Source organism: Streptomyces sp. NPDC032745 (assembly GCF_055579465.1).
This window is the reverse complement of the sequence record NZ_JBVING010000005.1, coordinates 361,905-377,583: the sequence shown is the minus strand read 5'-3', so window position 1 is coordinate 377,583 and position 15,679 is coordinate 361,905. Positions and strand designations below refer to the sequence as shown.

Below are 15,679 nucleotides of genomic sequence, written 5' to 3'. Positions count from 1 at the left end.
GGTGCGGTTAGCGGTTGTAGGCGGGGTAGGTCGTCGGGTTGCGCATGCCGCGGCGGAGGAAGGCCTCCTCCATTTCGCGGGCGATTCCGTCAATGGTGGCGACGCTGCCCTGCACAGTGATCTGGATGGTGGTGGCGGGCGCGCTCGAGCCCGACCTGCCGCTGGCGATGCCGTAGCCGCCCGCCGCAATCGACGGCGCGGTGAACGGCCGGCCGGCGATCTGTCCGGCCAGGGAGTCGACTGATGCGACAGCCCGGTGGGCGTGGTCGTCGATGCCGACGGCAACGCCCTCAGAGATGTTGCGGCCGACTACATCAGCGAAGACGCGGCTGGGTGACTGGATACCGAGGAAGCTCTTGGCCGCGGACAGCGCGTTGCTGGCGAGGTTCTTTAGGCTGCTGTAGAGGTAGCCGGCGCCGGCGCGGACGCCGTTGACGATGCCGTTGACAATGGCGACGCCGATGTCCCAGAACCAGGAGCTGACCTGTTTGACGCTGTTCCAGGCGCCGCGGAGTCCGTCGCGGATGGAGGCGCCGATCCGGTCCATGGTGCTGTTGATCATGTTATAGGCGTGCACCAACGGCGTGATCATGGAGTCGCGGATGCCACCCCAGATGCTGCTCGCGCTGGACCGGATGCCCGACCAGTGGCCCTTCAGCCAGCCGGAGATGGCGCCCCAGGCGGCGACGAGCCAGCCCCAGGCGGCCATGATCGGCGTGATGATCGCGCTTTCGACTCCGCCCCAGAGAACGCCTGCAGCGGCTTTGATCTGGGTCCAGAGCTGAGAAAAGAAACCGGCGATCATGGTCCAGGCGCCGACCGCGGTGTTGGTGATCTGCGTGTGGAAGTGATTCCAGATCGACATCACCACGGCAATTGGCGTAGCGAAGAGGACCAGTAGGAGCGGCCACCACTTCCGGAAGAACGCGGTGATCCCGTCCCAGGCGGCAACCGTGACCCGGGAGATCCAATTCCAGGCCATGACGATCGGGTCGACCAGCAGATGCCAGCCCGCGACGAAGAACGCGGCAAGCCCACGCCAGGCCGTGGAGACCGCTGACGTTATGCCATGCCAGATCGCCGCATTCTTGCTGGAGAATTCGTGCCAGCGTCCGACGATGAAGTCGACGGCGGTTTTCGTGATGGACTGGATGAAGCCCCAGATCTGGCGCCAATGGGTGACTAGGTAGACGAGCTCGACGATCAGCACGACGATCGCGAGAACAATCCAGGTGATCGGGTTGACCGCGGCTGCAGCCGCCATCGCCCACAAGGAGGCTATGAACGCCCCCATCGCGAAGAGGAGGACACCGCCCACCACGATTGCCAAGGCGGCAGCGGCGGCCTTGTTCTGCTCAAAGAAGGTGATCACCTTGAGGATTGGCGGAATCAGTTTCGTGCCCACCACGATCGCGGCCGTGGTGACCGCCTCCTTCAAGCGGCCCATCTGGACATTGAAGGACTGCTGGGTAAGGGCCCAGCCTTCGACGTCCTTCGAGGCATTGTTGAAGCTGTGGCCGACCTTCTCTACGCGCTCCTTGAAACCTTCCGTGTTCTCTCCGGTCAGCTGGAGCGTCGTGTTGAGGCCGATTGCGCCACCGGTCATCTTCTTGATGGCCTCGGTGTACGTCTGCGCGGCCGGCCCGCCCTTTTTCAGTTCCGCCGAGAAGCCGTTCGCTTTGTTCTGCAGCGTGGCGTACTGGCTGAGGAGGTTCGCCTGCTCCGGCGGCAGCGCCTTCAGTTCCTTTCGCCAGTCGGCCAGAGAGATCGACCCCGAGCTGTAGGAACGCGCGAGTTCCTGAATACTTGCCGGCATTGACTTGATCATCGTCTGGGCGTTCTCAGCCGCCTGCTTCGTCTGGTTGAAGCTGCTCAGCAGCAGAGTCCCGCTGGGCCCCATCTTCGACAGGACCGTCTGAGACAGAAGGTCGAGCGTGCCGGTGAGGCCGCGCTCGCCGAGCTTCGTTGCGACATCCGTCGAGGAGAGACCCAGGCGCTGCATCTCCTGCACCGCGACGTTGTTGGGCGCGGCGAGGTTGCGGATCGTGGAGGCGAGCTCCTGGGTCGCCTCGCGCGCGGAGGTACCGTGCTGCGACAGGGTCGCGATGGCGCCGCCGACCTCGGCGAAGGAGACCTTGTTGGCGGAGGCGATCGGGATGACCGTGGCGAGCGATGCAGAGAACTCCTGCATGGTCATCTTGCCCTCGCCGGCGGCGGTCTTCAGGGCGTTCATGACGCGGACGGAGTCCTCGGCGCCCAGGTGGTACGACGCCATGACGCTAGTCATGGCGTTGGTGACGTCCTTGAGGTCAGCGCCCTCCTCGCGGGCGCCCTGCGCGGCGGCCTTCAGCACCTTCAGGCCGTCACCGGCCCGGTAGCCGGCCTTCTCGACCTGGTACATGCCCTCGGCGAGCTGGCCCGTAGACGTACCGGTGTTGCGGGCCAGCGACATGACCCCATCGCTGACCATCTTGAGCTTCGACTGGGACTCGCCGCAGGCCGTGACCAGCAGGTTCATCTGCTGCTGGAAGTCACCGGCCGCCTTGACGCCGTAGGCGACGAACGCGAGGCCGACGACGGTGGTGGCGGCGCCGACCTTGGTCAGGAGGCCCTGCACGCCGCCCATGCGGGCCATGAAGCTCTCGCCGCCGCGGCTTGCAGCAGCCATTCCCGCGGTGAACTGGGATGTCTCGGCCCGCAGTCGGACGAAGAGGTCGGCGACTTCAGCCATGGCCACCGCCTCTCGTCGTCAGCGGTGGTCGTTCAGATGCGGGGCCAGCCGACGCGGTAGACGGTCACGTACAGCTGGGGGGCGACGACTGTGATCCCGAACCTGTACGCGGGCTTCAGGAAGGGGTAGGTCGCGCCGTTGCGGAGCCCGCTCTCAAGCGCCAGGCCGTACTTGCTGGCCGGCGTCCGGCCGTAGGGCGGGGAGATTCCCGCGCCCGTGCCCACCTTCGTCTCCCAGCCCGTCCCGCTCGGCGCGACCGCGGTGTGGGTGATGGAGCGTCGCAGCGTTCCCGAGATGACCGCCGGCCCTGATCCGGGACTTGCCGGGGTGGGGGTGCCCCGGCGGTGAGACCCCGACGAGGCGTTCGTCTTGGCCTGTCGCTCGATCGCGTTGGCCAGCTGGGTCAGGAAGGTCTTTGACTTGAGCTGCCCATCTGCCGCGATCTCCGTGAAGAGCGTGGTGAACAGGCCGGGACGGAGTTCGAGCATGTCATCCCCCGCGCGCCCGATCGGCCTTGGCCTGCTCCCGCTCGGCTTCCTGCCGTTCGTGCTCGGAGACCATGCCGAGGATGTCGAGGCAGTACCGGCGCACGTACATGGGGGTGCCCTGGAGCTGATCCCATGACCAGTGCATGCGCCTCATCAGGATGAAATCGGCCCATTCGGCTGGGGCGTCGTCGGAGCCCCATGTCCCCTCAATGATCGATTCGACAGGGAGGAGGACGTCCTCGTAGTACGGGGAGCCGGGGCCTACTGAGGGTCCGCGACTCGGCCGAGCTCCTCCCCGATCCGGTTGATGATCCGCAGCGGCATCCGGGCGATGTTGTCGACCGTGATGGCGCCGAGTCGCGGCTGTGCGGCCGGAGTCGAGTTCAGGGACTCGTAGAGGGCGACCGGATCCGGATCTTCTCCCAGCTCGAGGGCAGGCGATACGGATCCGTCATAGACCTTCCAGGCGACGATGATCCGCGCGAACACCTCGTACATGGCGTTCTGGGCTTCCTGCGGGTCAAGGGGCCGCCCCTGCTCATCGAGCGCGACGTCCTTCGGAGTCACCTCCGCCGGTGCCAGGAGCTGGGGGTTGCGGATGAGGACGGACACGTCCTCGCCGAGCTCCGGGAAAGTGAGCAGGTTGTAGGGGTTGGTGTAGCCGGCCATGGTGGATCTCCAGTGCTGAGGGCGTCGAGGGCGTCAGACCCTGGCCGTGCCGTGACGCCCTCACGTGCGGCACGGCCAGGGAGCTGGTGGATCAGTAGGTCGAGGTGACCCAGTTCTTCAGGACGGCCTGGATGGCGCCGGCGTCGGTCGAGTTGTAGATGCCGTTGATCTCGAAGTCGGCGGTGACGTAGACACCGCCCTTGTCGTAGCCGCCCTTCGACCAGCCGGGGGTGGTCGTGGTCAGCGTCAGCGATGATCCGCCCGCAGTGACCGGCTGGGTGAGCACTGCCGTCGTCGGCTGCGTCTGCAAGGCCTGCAAGTACAGGTTGTAGTCGGCATCCGACTCGTAGATCGCCTTGTACTTGATGTCGGCGTCCAGGACGCCCGAGAACACCTCGCGGGGCTGCTGGCTGCCGTTCGAGGCGTGGATGGCATCTGTGTTCCGCTTGAGAGTCAGGTCGTAGGACAGGCCGCGGGTGGAAGAGCTGCCAGCGTTGGTCATGGCCCACTGCCAGCCGAGCATCGGCTGAACGGCGGTGAACGTCGGGGCGGACAGGCCGGTCTGGACTGCAGGAATCCAACCGGTGAGCTTGGCGTCGAGCGTCGCCATGCCCTTCGGGTCGATCTTGAAGCCGACCTCCGACAGCATGCAGCCCGGGTAGCCCCAGGTCTCGAAGACGTTGCTGTCGACCAGGCTGTATGTGGGCTTGGCGACCGAGGTGGACTGCTTGAACGTGTGGGTGGTCTGGGCGACGACCGCGACGGCCGAGGAGTGCGCCAGCGTCAGGCCGGTCGCCGGGGTAGCGATCGGGATCGTGTACGGCCCGGACCCCGAAGGCGTACCGGTGATCGCGTACTCGGTGTTCGCGGCCGTGTCGATCCTGATCGTCGACCCTGCCGGGATCGTGGCGGCCGTCGAGATGGACGTGGCGCCGGCCAGCGAGGACGACGACAGCGTCGTTGAGACGCCTGCGGTCACGGTGTCCGGGCCGATCATCCGCAGGAAATATCCCAGGGCATCCGGGTACGCGGAGAGCTCGAGGCTCGCCGAAGTCTCGCCAACGCCCTGGTACAGGCCCTGCAGGTTGGTGTCGTTGGCCCGGTAGGAGACGTCCTTGAGCTGCGTGTACTCAACGTTGAAGTCGCTCTTGTTGACCGGCAGGTAGAACGTCGGCGCCAGGAACGTGCCCTGCGTGACCTCCTTGGCGATGCCGATCCATCCGAGCCTGGACAGAAGCGTCATGCGGGCTCACCTCCCTCTTTGTCGGCGGCCTTCTTGCCGCGGGTCGTCGTTGTGGCCGGGGTCTCGGTGACGGGCGTCCAACCGTCGAGGAGCTGCGGGTAGTCGGCGGTGTCGCCCGGCTCGACGCTGTACGGCGGCTGCTCGGGCTGGTCGTCGGTGGCGGGCGTGCTGGCGAAGTGCCAGACAGACCCGCTGTCGTTGCGCTGGCGCACAGGGCTCTCCCGATGTCGGGGCGTGGGAAAGCCCCCGGCCAGACGGTCCGGGGGCTGGCAGGAACAGGGGGTCAGCCGTTGATCTCGGCGTCGTCCGCCGCATAGCTGACAGTGCAGAGCAGGTCGGCGCGGGCCGCCGTCGAGTCGGCCGGGTCGGCGAAGTCGACGGTAACCTCGGCCGGATCTTCGGCCACGGACAGGAAGCGTCCGCCATGGGTTTTGTCGAGCATCAGTCCACCGACGCGCAGCAGCACCAGCTCGATCGCCGCATCGAGAGCCTGCTGAGCGGGCTCCACCGCTCCGGACGGCGACGATGCAGGCCACACGATCCGCAGCTGGAAGTGGTACCGGGCCATCCTCCTCACGTGCGCAGTCCGTACCTCGTGCAGGCGCTGACGGATGACGTACAGCTGCGTCCGCCGCTGCTGTGGGGTACGCGGCAGGTATCCCTGGATCACGTCGAACGGGCCGCCCTGTGAGGCGTGTAGGGCTGGCAGTCCGTCCGCAGGGTTGAAGGACGTCAGCCAGTCCGCCTCCCGGGCGACGGCGTCAGCGCTGCTCACGACGGCCCCCCTACGTGTGTTGGTAGTTGCAGAGGATGGCCTCTGCTTGGGCCGTGAGGACGCCGCGGTCGTGAGCGAACTGGGTTCCTGCCGGATCGATCTCGCCCAGGACCAGGCTGGCCGCCACGAGCTTGCAGGCCCGGCCGAGGTCCGCGGGGACTGTGCTGTATCCGCCGTCGTAGATGACACGGATCAGCGATCCGAGTGGCAGGTAAGTGCCGAGCGTGAACCAGACGTGCCCGCTGTCGTTCTCCGCGCCGATCAGCGAGGCAGCCGTGACCGTCTGCGAACCGCCGTAGGACCGGATCAGCGTGACCTGCAGGTTGGAGTAGGTCCACATCTCCGGATAGCGGGGCGCGTACTCGGACAGCCAGACATGCCTGACCTGGTCCGTGCTACCCAGGGCGTTCGCGAAGGAGCGACCGACGGTGGCGGTCAGGTCCATCGGCATCGATCCGGCGTCGGACAGTTCATCCGGGTCGATGCCTGTGGCCCGATGCGACTCTGGAACGCCCGAGAACGGGGCCAGTCTGCGCCCCGCGATGCCTTCGCACTGCCGGGTCGACTCGATCATCAGCTGTGCGAGGGCGTCGGCGCTGTAGTCGCGGACCAGGTCGGCGAACTGCCCGCTTGCCATGTCGGACGCGCTGGCGAGCGGTACCGGGGAGTCCGCGGCCACGGCTTACTCCGGCTTGCTGGCGGTCGTCTTGCGGGCCGCGGTCTTCTTCGCTGCCGGCTTCGGCGCCTCGACGTCTTCGTCCGTGGGGTCGACTTCGGCGATCTCGTCGGCTTCGAGGTTCGCGCCGTCGTCGCTGTCGTCTTCATCGGGGTCGGGGGCAGCGGGCGCCGCTTCGGCCTTGCCGCTCGGGGTGACCTCGCTGAAGCCGGCGTCGGGGATCGCCATGAGTGCGGCGATCTGGTCCGGGTCGTTGATCTCGACGACCGAGCCGTCTTTGGGCCAGACGTGGCCGTGCGAGTCGCTGCCCGCCGCGGCCTTGCGGATGAGAGCCATGAGGGGGCTCCTCCTTGGGGTTGAGGGGTGCGCCGACCGTCAGGCCGGCGCACCGGAGGGTCAGCTGGACAGGGTGGTGGTGACGCGTGCCAAACGGCCCGTGTACTTGGGCGCCCGAACAGCGAGGGTTGTGTCGGAGCAGATGGCGAACGGCAGCGTGTCCGGGCTCGCGGTCGTCGGGTAGACGTCGAGCGGCTGGAGCTCGCGGACGTAGGGCCGGACGACGTTGTTCTGGTCGCGGCTGATCAGGTAGATGTTCTCCTGGCCGGTGGCCTGCGGCTTCATGGACGCGTTGGTGCCGACGTAGGCAGCCGGGCCCTGGGCCGGGACGGTCGAGCCGTTCTTCGGGGTGAGCTTGGCGCCGTCGTCGACGATGCTCGTGGTGAGGATCGGGGTGACGCCGTCGGCGGCGATCCCGACCGTCGCGTCGACGTAGCCGAGGAACGTCTCGGTGCCGGTTGCGGTAGACCGGTACACCTTGAACAGGTTGGGCTGCGAGCCGTCGAGCGCTGCCGGCGTCGAGAACGAGAGGGTGACGGTGGACGTCGACCCCGTGGTGGTCTGCGACACCTCGACGGACGGGACGATCTCTCCCTGGCGGGCGATGACCGGGGCGATCTGGTAGTAGTACGTCGCCGCGGCGAGGGTGCCGCCCGAGGTGGCCGTTGCCGTGGTGACCGTGCCCATGCTGTACGAGCGGGCCGACAGGAACGACGACTTCATGATCGGGATGCCGCGGTACGACGGAACGTTCAGGCCGGCCGCGACCTCTACGCGGTCGAGGTACCGCTGCTGCGTCATGACCAGCTGCGCAACCTTGGACGCCGCGGTCGGTGACATGACGAGCATCCACGTCGGGTCGTAGATGCTCATGGCGGCCTGCTGCTCCACCATGTCGATCAGCCGGTCGAGAGCGCCCAGTGACAGCGCCGCGTTCAGGTCGATGCTGTTCTGCGAGTTCCCGGAGAAGGACGAGACGAGCGTGTCGAGGCCGTCGAACTGCGGGTAACCGCCGAGCGCCGTGCTGCCGCTGTTGCCCCACAGGATGGCGTTCTCGACGTCCCAGTACAGGCCCTGGATGGAGCCCTCGATTTCCTGCGCGCGCAGGTCACCGACGAGCTGCCGGGTCACGGCCTGGCTGTACCCGGTGACCGCGCCGACGGACTGCAGGTTCCGGATGGGGAACGAGTTCTGCACGTAGGTGCTGTTGGATACCGGGCGGGCGCCGCCGTCGGAGACGAAGCCGCCCGCCGCACGTGCGGTGCGCTGGTTGAAGTAGTACGTCGTCGAGTCCCACTTGCGGGACGGGATGGCACGCACCAGCGGCGCGTACCGGCGCTGGTACTCCAGCAGCATCGGGTCGATGATCTGGTTGATCAGCGGTGCAGCGCCGGCAGCAGTGAGCGCCTCGCGCAGTTCAGCCTGGGACATGGCAGTGCCTTTCTCGGCAGTGGGATGACGGGGCCCCGCATCGGGGGTTGGAGGCGGAGCAGGTGACCATCGCTGCCGAGCGGCACCGGCCCTAAGGGCTGGCGGTCAAGGATGTGCTGGTGGGGGTGTTACTCGGAGGCCTGGCCGCGGTTGCCGAGGACGGCGCCGACGGTGGTGGGGGCGACGTGCTGGGCCCACTCCTCGGGGGTGAACTCGTGGAGCGGCTTGGCGGGCCAGCCTTCCGGGACGCCGCCGGTCGTGGTGCCTGCCGTCTCGGAGAGGGGGGTGACGAGGCCCTTGCGGGACGGGCCGCCGGTGGCTTCGACGTGCTCCTGGACGGCATGCGGGAGGGCGGCCTTGATGCCCTCGGCGACGAGGCGCTGGATGCGCTGCTCGTCGGTCTCCGTCACGACCGGAGCCGCGGGGGCAGCCTCGACGACCGGTTCGGCGGGCGCCGACTCGACGGCGGCCGGCTGCGGGGCGACCGCGGCGAGGAGGGCCTTGAACTGCTCGTCGGTCAGGGTGACCCCGCCCGTGGCGGGAGCGGGCGCCGCCTCGGCGGCCGGGGTGGTGGACTCCGCCATGGCGGTCTCCGTTTCCTGGGTGGTGGTGTCGGCAGCCGGTGTCTCCGGTGCCGGGGTCTGAGAGGTCACAGTGAGTGCCGCGCGTCGAGCCTCGACGGTCTCGCTGGTCATGGCCGGGGCGTACAGGACATCAGCTACGCCTACGACCGCAGATGCGGCGCCCACAGTCGGGACCCTGGCCAGCCTCTCGCCCGCTGTGAGGCTCTCCATGGCGTCGTCGCCGACCTCGGAAGCGTCGGCGCCGGGGACGTCGATGTCGGCGTCCATGTCCGGGTCAATCGCGGCGATGGCTTGGCAGGCGCCTGCCATGGCGGCCCGGCCGACAGCGTCGAGGTCGTGGGGGTCGACGCAGTACGAGGTGACGGTGACCGTGGTCGGCCCGTTGGTGAGGCTGATCGACATGGAGCCGCCGTGCCCGGGGTCGTCGGAGAAGCCCAGGCATTCGGCGACTTCCTCGGAGATGCGGCCGATGGGGTCGATCAGCCAGCCCTCCTGGGTGGCTACTTCGACGCCGTGGCCGCGCAGGGCCTTGGCTACCCGCTGCCGGATCCGCTTGAGCTGGGCCGCGGTGTAGCCGCGGGCTACCTCCGACTCGTGCACTCGGGCCCAGGCGCTCTTGGCGCCGGCCTTGGTGTCGAGGGGGTAACGCTTCTCCTTGTCGGCCTGGTAGCCGGGGTCCGCGAACGGCCCCGCCCCGCCGACGGCCACCGTCTCGGCGGCGGCTTCGCTGACGGTGTGCACCAGCGCCTCCTGTACTGACTCGGTGATGAGCACCCGGCCTTCGGGTGCAGACTCGGCCGCGGGCCCCGGGCCGGCGGGCGTGTAGGTGTCGACGCGGGCGCCGAGGACGCCCGGCTTGCGGGTGAAGTCGAGGCCGTCGAGTTCCAAATCCGGAGCGGTCTCTACTGGGGTGCCGTCGGGGCCGGTCTCGCGACGGACCTTGCCGACCCAGGCGCCGCGGATGGAGACCCCGCGCAGGAACGGAGGCCCGTCACTGTCGTCGACAAGTGCGGCAATCGTGCGGCCGGGCTCGGTGTCGGCGATAGCCGCGGTATAGCGGGCCGCGCCGGCCTCATCCTGCTCGATCGCAGTGATCCGGCCGACGATCTGGGTGGAGTCGTCATCGGCGCCGTGGAAAGACAGCATCGTCAGCGGCTGGTCACCGGCCTCGATGCGCTCCTGCGCGCGGGCCACAGCCCGGCCGATTGCCTCCGCCGTGTACAAACGCCCGTTGCGACTGACGCCAGGGACCAGCGCGATTCCGGAGATGGTTCCGAGGGTTCCCACGGCTACCTCCCGACCAGCGAGATCGACGCTTGAGGGAAGACCGGGTTGGTGCCGCCGACCGTCCAGGTCACCCGGCAGATCTGCGGCAGCACCATCGAGCCGAGGCCGCCGATGTGCAGGCCGCACGACACGTTGGTGAAGTTCGGTGCTGAGGTCAGCTGGGTCACCTTGGCTACCTGCGGGAACCAGTTGCCGTCCGGGTCCTGAAGGTCGATCTGAACGTCCAGCGTGGGGTTCGTGCCTGCCGAGGTGCCTGCGACGTAGACGGGGAGCCACAGGTCGCAGACGCCGATGATATTGATCGGCCCGCTGTTACCCGTAGCGGTGAGGCGGCTTGATGCGGACCCGGTGAGAGTCCACAGGGTGCGGGCGGCGGGAGCGTAAGTGCCACTCATCAGGACTCCTTCGGGTCACATGATCCAGTTGGCGAAGTGGGCGAGGCTGACGTCGGCCGCGTAGCAGCAGCGACAGCTCGGGTGGAGCGGCATCCGCGGCTGATCGCCGATGTGCCACGGGCTGCCCGACTCGGCGTCGATGCAGGCGCCGCAGACCCTGCCGTCGCCGGCGGTGATGATGTCGATCTGAAGGACACCCTCGGAGCGGTAGAGAGCGAGGGCGCCTTCGTCCGCCGCGGTCGTCATCGCCCAGTCGACGACGAAGGCGACCGCCTCCGAGTCCCCGGTCAGCAGTTCGGCTGCGGTGTCGATGAGTGCGTCGCGGTCGAATCCGGCCTCGAGGCCGTCGGCGAGCGTGCGGCCGAGATCATCCACGACGCCGTCGATCAGCTTGCCGAGCCACCCGCCCGCATCGGCCCACAGATCCTCGAGGCGTTCCATCGCCTTGTAGGCGTCCTTGAAAGCGATGTCCCAGTCGAGGCCGATCTTGCTTGCGCGTTCGGCGGCGATGGCGACCGCGTTGACCATGCCCTCGGCCCGGCCCGCGGCGATCGCATTGCGAAGCACGGCCCATAGCGCGGCGAAATTGTCATAGACCGACAGGGACGTCAGCATGGCCTTCGCTGCGGCGCGCGCCGCGGCCAGCACTTCTTTCACGCGCCGCGATTCGGTAACGCCGAGCTCGTGCCGCAGGCCGTCGATCATGACCGTGATGGCGTCGCGGTTGATCGTGTCCTGCCATACGCGGCCGACCTGCGCGGTGTGGTGGCGCTGGAGCTCTTCGCGGCGCTGAAAGAGGAGCGCCCACATGCCCTCGAGGCGGCCGAGGTCGATAGTGGCGCGGAGGATGTCCGGGTCGTCGGCGGTTTCGGTGGCGATGCTCACCGCGGTCTCGCAGGCCGTGCGGACCCGGTCGGTCATCGGGCCGCCGGACAACGCCCAGCCGGACGCGAAGGCTTCCCGGGCGAAGCCTTCTATGGGATGCGCGAGGACTAGGTCTGTTCGGTCGGTTCCGTGGACTGCGGACAGGGCGGTGAACTCGACCGGCTGCGCTTCGAGGCGGTCGAGCGCCGCTGGCTCGTCGGGGTCCAGGTACGTCAGGGTCATGTGGCTGCAGTAGCCGTGATCCCGCGGTATCTGGATGCCCCGCTCGTACAGTGCGTCGAGCGTGTCCCGGCGTAGATCCTCGAGGTCGGGTGAGTCGACGAGGGCGACGAGGACGTCCGTGGCGCCGCCGGTGAAGCGGGCCAGGCCGGCGAGCTGGGCGGTGAATGGCCGCCGTCCGGCTAGCTCTGCGACGACCTCCCGCAGGGCGTCGCCGTCCACGTCGGCTGCCGTGCCCAGGTAGGCGACGGTGACGTGCAGGTCCTCGGGCGGGAGGCCGCCTTCGACGGCGAGCTGCTCGGCTAGTTCTGGCGGCGGGTAGAGGGCGATCATGCAGCCGTCGGAGTAGTCCGGGGATGCCACGCTCACCTCCCGCTACTTAGCCGATCCGCTTCTTGACCAGGGCCGTAACGTCCTTGGCCCTAAGCGGGTGTGGCGGGTCGGGCGACTGGACGACGGGCCCCGACTCGGGGTCAGGCGGCTCGCTCATCGACGCCCCCCAGGTAGCTCGGCGAGCGCTTCACGCAGACGGCGGCGGTATCGCTGCTTGAGCGTCTCGACCGGCGGTGGAGGCGGGGGCGCGGCTGGCGCGTCCGGGACATCGGAGAGCTCGACCGGCCTGTCCGGGGCTGCCACCGCCATTGCGAGCGTCGTCCCCTTGAGGCGGTCGGCGACTCCAGCCTGCGACATGGCGTCCATGTCGTCCCACTGGACGAAGTTCGTCTTATCGACCAGCACCGCACGGTCGCCGCCTTCGACGGCCGGCTCGCCAATATCGGCCCGGTACCTGTTGAGGGTCCAGGCGCCGCTGCGCAGGCGCATGTCGCGGATCTCCTCGACGACCTTGGAGTCCCGCATGTCGATGTCGGCGAACTTCAACTTCCAGCCGTCCACCCCGAAACCCAGCTTCGCCAGGTGAAAGTTCAGGGCCTCGAGGACGAGTTCGGCGATCGGCTGCACCGTGTTGACCATGAATGTGCGGTCTTGGGACTCACCCGTTCCACCGCCGAGGTTCCCGGACTCGATGATGCCGACCTTGGCAGGGGGTACCCCGTAAGCGGCGATGATCTCGTCTCGGCGCTGGTCGAGGAACTTCAAGTAGTCGACGGTCCGGGACTGGGCGAGCTCCTGGATCTGCGCGCCGCCCTTGGTGGAGATCGGCGTGCCGATGTTCCGCGGGCCCACGTTCCGCTGCTGGTACTGGGCGTTCCAGCGGTTGATCTCCGCCGGGGAAGCGGAGGCCGGGAAATCCACGTGAATCTGCGGCGGAGCACCCTTGCGGAAGATCTCCTTGCTGGTCGCCGAGGCGAACAGCCACGACGTGATCGGCAGCATCGCCGCCTGCGTCGGAGACACCCCGAACAGCCCGGACCTGGGGGCATCCAGGCTGATGTGGATGACCTCCCGCGGCTCGAACGTCGCACGCTGGCCCAGCTCTGTCACCTGCACATAGCTGGTGATCGTGCCGTGCTCGTCAGCCATGGGCATCATCGACGGGCAGTCCAGCGAGTACAGGGCGACCGGCTGATTCGCCAGCCACACCACCTCGACGAACGCGTCCCCGAAAACCAGCAGGTCGGTGACGATGCCGCGGAGAATCTGCCGGATGTTCTCCCGCGGGTTACAGAAGGCGATCATCCGCTCGAGGAGGAGGACCTCCGCAGGCTTGTCCGGCTGCTCCATCTCGCCCGAACCGTCGCCGGGATCCCAGTCCAGGACCAGGCCGCCAGCCGTGACCGTGCGCGCGATCGCGTTGACCGACGCCCACGCCCAAGGGCAGGCGAGATAGGCGTCATACAGCTGGGTCAGGGAGCTGCGGCGGTCGGACTGACCGATCGCCCCACCAGTCTGCCGGGTCTCGGTCAGGCCGCCGGGGCCGATGCCGTACTCGAACCCGGACCGCTCCGGAAGCTTCGAGGGGGCCGTCTCGAGTACCTCGGTCTGGCCGGTCAGGCCCTGCCACCAGGTCTTGAGGCTCATGGGGCTTCCACCGTCCCCCCGGGCCGCGGGCCGTCGTCTTCGTCGAGCCACCAGGCGTTGTCGTCGGCGGCCGGCTCGGACCGGTAGGCGAACGATCCCAGCGGCTGCAGGGCGCCGTCCGCAGAGGCCTCGGCTGGAGGTTCCAGGATGGGCAGTTCAGGGCCCGTACCGAGGTTGATCAAGAGGTATCGGATCGAGTCCGGGGCGTGGTCTTCGGCCTTGCTGTCCGCGTCCTCGGGGTCGCCGGTCGCGGCGTGGGGCAGCGCGGGCAGCGTCCGAATCAGTTCACTGCAGGTCGTGAAAACGTGCAGGAGCGGGCACGTCTCCCAGCCTTGGGCGCGGTGGTGGGCGCAGGCGGGTGCTTCCCGGAGGTAGGAGTGCACGCGTTGCCAGCCCTGTACCCGGCCGCCCTTGCCGGCCGGGGTTAGATGGACGCCGTTCTCGGCGTATACATCGGCGATCGGCTTGGCGTCGCCGCGGGTCGCCCACATCGCGTCGTCGCCGTACCGTGCCGCGACGTGCTCGCCGTCGGCCTCGGCGGCGAGAATGCGTTCGGCCTGCTCCTTCTCGCCTACCTGGGTCTGGTAGATCTCGCGGTAGACCCAGACGCGTCCGTCTTCGTCCTGGGCGGCCCAGAGTACGCACCAGGGAGCGCTGTAGCCCCAGTCGACGCCGTTGAACCTCTTCAGGCTCTGGGGCAGCGCGATGGGCGCCAGGGTGTGCCGGTCGTGTCGCCATTCCGGGAACATCATTCCCGCGAACTGGTCCCAGTCGCCGTCGCGCATCGCGGCGCGGCGTTGCGGGTCCGGGATCGCGTCGAGGCGGCGCTGGTAGCCGTCGTCCAAGTGCGGGTTATCGGTGGCCTTCGCTTGCACGAATCTCACCGTCAGCCCCTGCTCGTCAGAGGCGATCCGCTGCCCGTGCCCGGTGCCGTCGATGTAGCGGGCTTTGACCTGGGCGTGGGAGGGGCCGCCCGGGTTGCAGGTTGAGCGGGTGCCGAGGACGGGCACGCTGCCGTCTGATCGCAGCCGCTCGTACTTGAGGATGTCGACGACGCCGGGCGGCATCAGCGTGGCCTCGTCTACGAGGAGGAGCTGGTACTGGCCGCCCTGCCTGCGGGAGGCGTCGGCGAGGTTCTCCATGTACCGGAAGCGGAAAAGGGAGCGGTTAGGGAAGCGTAGTTCGCGGTCGGTTCCGTTCCATATCGCTCCGAGTTCGGCTGCGTACCCGAACTTGGCGAGTACGGGAAAGACCGACTCTGCGAGCTCGTCGTAGGTGCGGCGAACGAGTAGAACGCGCATCCCCGGGTAGCGGGCGCAGGCCCGAAGCCCCTCCATGACGATGGCGACCGACTTTCCCCCGCCGGCCGCGCCGCCGTACAGCACGTCGTCTTCGGTCGCCGCGTGGAACTCGTCTTGCTGCGGGTGGGGGGCGTAGCCGAGGATCCCGAACACGTCGAGCGAGGCGAGGCGTACCGCCTCCCGCCGGTCAGCCTCAGCCTGCAACTCACGGAGGTAGCGGAGCTTCTCCAGTTTCGCCCTCAGAAGCGGTGACGCCGAGGGCGGCAGCTCCCAGTTCGGCTTCGAGTCGCTGGATTTGCTGGTCGAGGGCATCGATTGTCAGCACCTCCAGCTTGATGGCGCTGTCGAGGCCGAGCAACTTGGCCCGCCGGTCGAGGATCTTCAGCGCGGTTTCGATGGCCCGCGGGTTGCCTTCCATCGCCTCGGGCCAGATGGCCTTTTGGAGGATGTCGAGGCGGGCGAGTTCGAGTTCCCGCCAGGCTTCGACGGCCAGGCCCTCCTCGATGACGTGCTTTTCGAGGGCGCGGCGGACATCGGAGCAGGCGGAGCCGCGGGAGGAGTAGCCGAGCTGTTCGGCGATCTCCGTGTAGCTGGCGCCGTTGATCTTCATGCGGATTGCCTTGCCTCGGCGTTCCGCGGTCGCGGCTTGCTGCGCCTTGGACGCGACCATGGTCACCTC

General features: G+C 68.1%; 16 protein-coding genes. All 16 read right to left on the bottom strand.

Translation table 11 applies throughout. The features are described 5' to 3' along the window. Positions 1-7: 7 nt before the first annotated feature. Positions 8-2,731, bottom strand: a complete 2,724-nt coding sequence (locus ACZ5WG_RS15900; RefSeq protein WP_468723549.1) for a phage tail tape measure protein — start codon at positions 2,729-2,731, stop codon at positions 8-10. 32 nt (positions 2,732-2,763) lie between these two features. Beyond that, positions 2,764-3,219: a hypothetical protein gene (locus tag ACZ5WG_RS15895; RefSeq protein WP_468723547.1), complete on the bottom strand. Its 456-nt coding sequence runs from the start codon at positions 3,217-3,219 to the stop codon at positions 2,764-2,766. Position 3,220: 1 nt separating this feature from the next. Beyond that, positions 3,221-3,364: a hypothetical protein gene (locus ACZ5WG_RS15890; RefSeq protein ID WP_468723545.1), complete on the bottom strand. Its 144-nt coding sequence runs from the start codon at positions 3,362-3,364 to the stop codon at positions 3,221-3,223. 116 nt (positions 3,365-3,480) lie between these two features. Then, the gene (locus ACZ5WG_RS15885) at positions 3,481-3,888 is read right to left on the bottom strand and encodes a hypothetical protein (protein ID WP_468723544.1); all 408 of its coding nucleotides are present in this window, start codon (positions 3,886-3,888) and stop codon (positions 3,481-3,483) included. 91 nt (positions 3,889-3,979) lie between these two features. Beyond that, positions 3,980-5,131, bottom strand: coding sequence for a phage tail tube protein (locus ACZ5WG_RS15880; RefSeq protein ID WP_468723542.1), 1,152 nt, complete (start codon positions 5,129-5,131; stop codon positions 3,980-3,982). Continuing rightward, positions 5,128-5,343 carry a hypothetical protein gene (locus ACZ5WG_RS15875; protein ID WP_468723541.1) on the bottom strand — a complete coding sequence of 72 codons (216 nt, stop codon included), beginning with the start codon at positions 5,341-5,343 and terminating at the stop codon, positions 5,128-5,130. The genes ACZ5WG_RS15880 and ACZ5WG_RS15875 overlap by 4 nt, the downstream gene beginning before the upstream one ends. Before the next feature lie 71 nt (positions 5,344-5,414). Next, positions 5,415-5,906: a hypothetical protein gene (locus tag ACZ5WG_RS15870; protein WP_468723540.1), complete on the bottom strand. Its 492-nt coding sequence runs from the start codon at positions 5,904-5,906 to the stop codon at positions 5,415-5,417. 10 nt (positions 5,907-5,916) lie between these two features. Beyond that, positions 5,917-6,585, bottom strand: a complete 669-nt coding sequence (locus ACZ5WG_RS15865) for a hypothetical protein (protein WP_468723539.1) — start codon at positions 6,583-6,585, stop codon at positions 5,917-5,919. Positions 6,586-6,588: 3 nt separating this feature from the next. Further along, on the bottom strand, positions 6,589-6,918 hold the full coding sequence (locus ACZ5WG_RS15860) for a hypothetical protein (protein ID WP_468723537.1): 330 nt from the start codon (positions 6,916-6,918) through the stop codon (positions 6,589-6,591). 60 nt (positions 6,919-6,978) lie between these two features. Further along, positions 6,979-8,349: an SU10 major capsid protein gene (locus ACZ5WG_RS15855; protein WP_468723536.1), complete on the bottom strand. Its 1,371-nt coding sequence runs from the start codon at positions 8,347-8,349 to the stop codon at positions 6,979-6,981. A 128-nt stretch (positions 8,350-8,477) separates the two neighbouring features. Next, positions 8,478-10,220 carry a DUF6582 domain-containing protein gene (locus tag ACZ5WG_RS15850; protein ID WP_468723535.1) on the bottom strand — a complete coding sequence of 581 codons (1,743 nt, stop codon included), beginning with the start codon at positions 10,218-10,220 and terminating at the stop codon, positions 8,478-8,480. Between the two features lie 2 nt (positions 10,221-10,222). Next, complete coding sequence (locus ACZ5WG_RS15845; protein WP_468723534.1) at positions 10,223-10,615, bottom strand: hypothetical protein; 393 nt, start codon at positions 10,613-10,615, stop codon at positions 10,223-10,225. Positions 10,616-10,630: 15 nt separating this feature from the next. After that, positions 10,631-12,082: a 2'-5' RNA ligase family protein gene (locus ACZ5WG_RS15840; RefSeq protein WP_468723533.1), complete on the bottom strand. Its 1,452-nt coding sequence runs from the start codon at positions 12,080-12,082 to the stop codon at positions 10,631-10,633. Positions 12,083-12,205: 123 nt separating this feature from the next. Then, positions 12,206-13,699, bottom strand: coding sequence for a phage portal protein (locus tag ACZ5WG_RS15835; protein ID WP_468723532.1), 1,494 nt, complete (start codon positions 13,697-13,699; stop codon positions 12,206-12,208). Further along, positions 13,696-15,204, bottom strand: a complete 1,509-nt coding sequence (locus ACZ5WG_RS15830) for a phage terminase large subunit (protein ID WP_468723530.1) — start codon at positions 15,202-15,204, stop codon at positions 13,696-13,698. The genes ACZ5WG_RS15835 and ACZ5WG_RS15830 overlap by 4 nt, the downstream gene beginning before the upstream one ends. Position 15,205: 1 nt before the next feature. Continuing rightward, positions 15,206-15,670 (bottom strand): hypothetical protein, encoded by a 465-nt coding sequence (locus tag ACZ5WG_RS15825; RefSeq protein WP_468723528.1) that lies wholly within the window; start codon positions 15,668-15,670, stop codon positions 15,206-15,208. Positions 15,671-15,679: the final 9 nt, after the last annotated feature.